Source organism: Mesonia oceanica (genome assembly GCF_902499555.1).
Lineage (GTDB): Bacteria > Bacteroidota > Bacteroidia > Flavobacteriales > Flavobacteriaceae > Mesonia > Mesonia oceanica.
Genome location: NZ_CABVMM010000032.1, coordinates 1 through 4,241, shown reverse-complemented (window position 1 = coordinate 4,241; position 4,241 = coordinate 1). Strand labels below are relative to the sequence as shown.

The window sequence follows — 4,241 nt, the reverse complement described above, 5'->3', positions numbered from 1 at the left end:
TCACATCAAAAACCAAATGGCTAATGTCTATTCCAAAATATTTAATATCTTTATTCATAAGAAAATGTTTTTTGAAAGGACAATCTACGCGAGTTTCAACGACTTAAAAGCGAGATCTAAAGCCTCTTACAACTGTACGAAATCTGTGTAGAAAAGAGCGGGGATTTTCAATGCTGACGAAATCTAAAGCTTCTGCATATATAATAACCTTATTCCGCTCTTTTGTTCTTTCTTGTTTATATCATAAATTTAATGAGAATCAAACTTAAGACATATACCACTCATAGCCAGTCAGTTGCTTAATCGAGGTTAAGGTATATTTGCTAGTCCGCCAAATTTTTTAATTTGGCTTATTGGAAAAATAAGGTAATAAGAAAATTAAAAAATTCGGCTCGTGCTTAAACGAAAAGTTATCACTAATTTGCATGCTACGAGCCATATACAAGACCATTATGCAACAAATTGACCAACATCAATCCAAAGCCACCCACTTTGTAGGGAAATAAATATTGGAGGAATAATGTTCAGTTAATTTTAGCAAAAATGGAGTTTTTCCCCACGGCAATTGTGGAAGTATTCTAATCTACTAAAAATTAGAATGCGTAAATTTAAATCTTATTATCAAAATGAAAAAGTTAGTACTAATTTCAATTCTCCAATTAATTTGTATTGGAACATTTGCGCAATCAGTCCAAGGATATTACGTTGTAGAAAAAGTGGGGCATTCCTTAAACCCAATTCAAAAAACAACTAATACGGACCAAACATTAACGTTGGATATGGAAAACAATGATTTAGAAAGTTTTTTAAATAGTAAACCTATCTACCAATTTAAAAGAGCTTTTCCAAATATTTCAAACCCATATTTGCAACGTGTTTATTATATAGAGCTTAACGATGATAGTCATTTAGCATCGCTATCAAGCAGGACTGAAATTGAATATACAGAATATGTATATGAAGGACAACCCCTTTTAGAACCTGATGACATTGAAGGAATCGATGGAAATGTAAAAGAAGCTATGGAACTCATTAAAGCACCACAGGCTTGGAATATCACTACTGGAAACCCCAATATATTAGTAGGTGTTGTTGATACCTACTTTGATACCGACCACGATGATTTAATCAACAAAATTGTTCAAGATATAGATGATAGCTCGTCAACCAACAAACACGGCACTCAAGTATCGGGAGTAGTTGCAGCAGATACAAATAATGGTATTGGAATACCAAGTATAGGCTATAATACAAAGTTGGTAACTATGGATAGTCCCTTAAATACAATGAGAGTTTGGGAAATGGCTCAAATACCTGGTGTAAAAGTAATCAATGGTAGTTGGTATGACTCCTGTTCGCCATCATCCATTAATGCAATGGTTTATGAAGATATCTGGAATATGGGAATTACTCCAATATTTGCTGCTGGCAATGGTAATACTTGTGGTTCAGACCCTACAACATACGTATATCCAGCAGCCTATGACCATACCATAGCTGTATCGGCAGTCGGTCATATATCACCAAGAGAAACAAATCACCCAGTTTATGGTATCGTATCGTGGAAGGATGTTCACAACCGTATTGGAAATGACCCCACAACTACAATGACTCATAATGATAAAGTAGATGTTTGTGCTCCTGGGTATCGTTTATATACGCTCGACAATAATAATAATTATCGCAACACAAGTTTTGGAACGTCCTTATCATCTCCAATGGTTGCAGGATTGGCAGCACTATTGTTGGATGTAAATCCGAATTTAACTCCCGACCAAATTAGAGACATTATTAAAAATACCGCAGACAATATTTACCAAATCCCCGAAAATGCCCCCTATCAAGGCCTTTTGGGGACTGGAAGAATAAATGCATACAGAGCTGTACTAACAGCACAATGTATGGCAAATCCAACAACTGGACTTGACTTAGCTATGCGTAATTCTGACTTTGATGACGGTACAGAACCCGACAACAGCACACAACAACCTTGGCAAAGTAATGATATTTGGGTAAGAAACCAAGATGATGGTATTTATAACGACGACCACCAAAACCCTGAATATGACCCAAACGACCCAAACTATGTTTATGTTCGAGTATCCAACAATAGCTGTGACACCTCATCGGGCAATGACCAGTTAAAATTATATTGGGCAAAGGCAAATACCTCACTTTCTTGGCCACAGCATTGGGACGGTAGTTTGTTCATTACAGACCCAGTAACAGGCCAAGATATTTTGATGGGCGATGAAATAGGCACTATTACAATCCCCCCCATTGAAATTGGGGAGACTAAAATTTTAAAACTTCAATGGAGTGTTCCGAACCCAGAAGATTATGAAAATATTAATCCCAATCCTTGGCATTTTTGTCTTTTGGCAAGAATTGAATCTACAGATGACCCAATGACATTTACAGAAGGGAGTCATATAACTACTAATGTTTTAAACAACAATAACATTGCTTGGAAAAATACTACTGTAGTGGACATTGAACCTAATTCAACTCCTATAATTGGTGGTGTAGTAGCTGTAGGCAACCCTTTTACGGCTCAAAAATCATTTAAGCTGGAACTGGTGAGGGAAACAAATGAATTGGGAAAGGCGATATATGAGGAGGCAGAAGTCTCTATCACAATGGATAATACAATCTATACTGCTTGGAACAATGGTGGAAAAGCCAAAACAAATCTAAAGGACACTCGACAGAACGAGCGAAAGATAGTAACTGCAGACAATGCTGTACTAAACAACATTAGCTTAGCTCCCAACGAAATAGGTACGATAAATTTAGAGTTTAATTTCTTAACAAAAGAATATACCGATAAAAACGAATACGTGTACCACGTTATACAACGTGATGCAAGTACAAACGATATTATTGGAGGGGAAACCTATATAGTGCGAAAAAAACCAAGAGACAGTTTTTCTGCTGATGCAGGTAATGATAAGGAAATTGATAAAAATGAAAGCACAACGCTCACCGCATCAAATATCAATGAGGATGCTACCTATAATTGGTACGACCCAGAAGGTAACTTAATTTACACTGGCTCTGACCTAACGGTATCGCCAGAAATTACAAAAATCTATAAATTGGAAGTAATTTCAAATCTTGATGGATTCAAAGATTACGATGAGATAGAGGTAAAAGTAAATCCCTACAAACTGGAAAGTTTAGTGCCAAATCCAGCTATTTCACAAGTTACTGTAAATTACATCGCAGATGAAGCTAATTCTGCATACCTTATGGTAGTGAACACTACAACTGGGTCTTCAGACAACTATATAATTGACACTACTTTAAACAGTGTCGTAATCGATATTTCAAGCTACACATCGGGTATTTATGAAGTTATACTCGTTGCAGATGGTGAGGCACAGACATCTCAAACATTAATTAAACAATAAAAGCAAACCGTATGAAATATTTTTTAATAATTACAAGTTTAATTTTCGTGCAAAAGTTATTTGCACAAGACCCGCAACTTTTTGAAAATACTTGGTATTTACAAGATGTAATAATTGATGGCAACGATAATTTTCCACCTTCTAATGAGGAGGTAGAATTTATCCAAGCTACTTTTTCAAATGATAATTCATTTTTAACCGAAGTTTGTGCCACTCTTGAAGGAACATTAAGTTATAATGCTGATAATTTTTCATTTGATTCCTTTGCAATAACATTAATAGGCTGTGGGGAACAAGTCAATGACGATTATCAAAATTTATATATAAATGATTATTTTGAACAGACTATTGACAACCCATATTCTTATGCAATTACGCAAAGTGAAAGTGCTTTGGAGTTAACAGTAACTAATTCAAATAATGATATTGCAATATATACGAACGAATTATTATCAATAGAAAATATCCGAGGATTTGAAAATAGGATTTACCCAAATCCATCTAATGGGATATTTAGTATTAAAACGCCTGATAATTCAGATTATATCATTATAATATACAATGTTACCGGTAGAGTTTTAGGTACAATATATGATTACACGAAAAATGGTGCAATTGATATTTCTCAATACGATTCTGGGGTTTATCTTTTAAAAATCATAGATGATACTGGAAATTACAGTATTGAAAGAATAATTAAAAACTGAGTAAAAATTCGTTGCATAACATTGTATCCTATGAAAAGCCCTAGTCCAGTTCTTTAAAGTTACTATTTAATTTTTAATTATCTCATAATGTTGTTTTTGGGGTGTTGAATCGTTGATAATT

Annotated in this window: 2 protein-coding genes; both read left to right on the top strand. The window is 34.6% G+C overall.

Annotated elements, in window-relative coordinates:
* Positions 1–779: 779 nt before the first annotated feature.
* Entirely contained in the window at positions 780–3,413 is a 2,634-nt protein-coding gene (locus FVB9532_RS19075) for a S8 family serine peptidase (protein ID WP_194716593.1), read from the top strand.
* An 11-nt stretch (positions 3,414–3,424) separates the two neighbouring features.
* Positions 3,425–4,120, top strand: a complete 696-nt coding sequence (locus FVB9532_RS19070) for a T9SS type A sorting domain-containing protein (RefSeq protein ID WP_150546775.1) — start codon at positions 3,425–3,427, stop codon at positions 4,118–4,120.
* Positions 4,121–4,241: the final 121 nt, after the last annotated feature.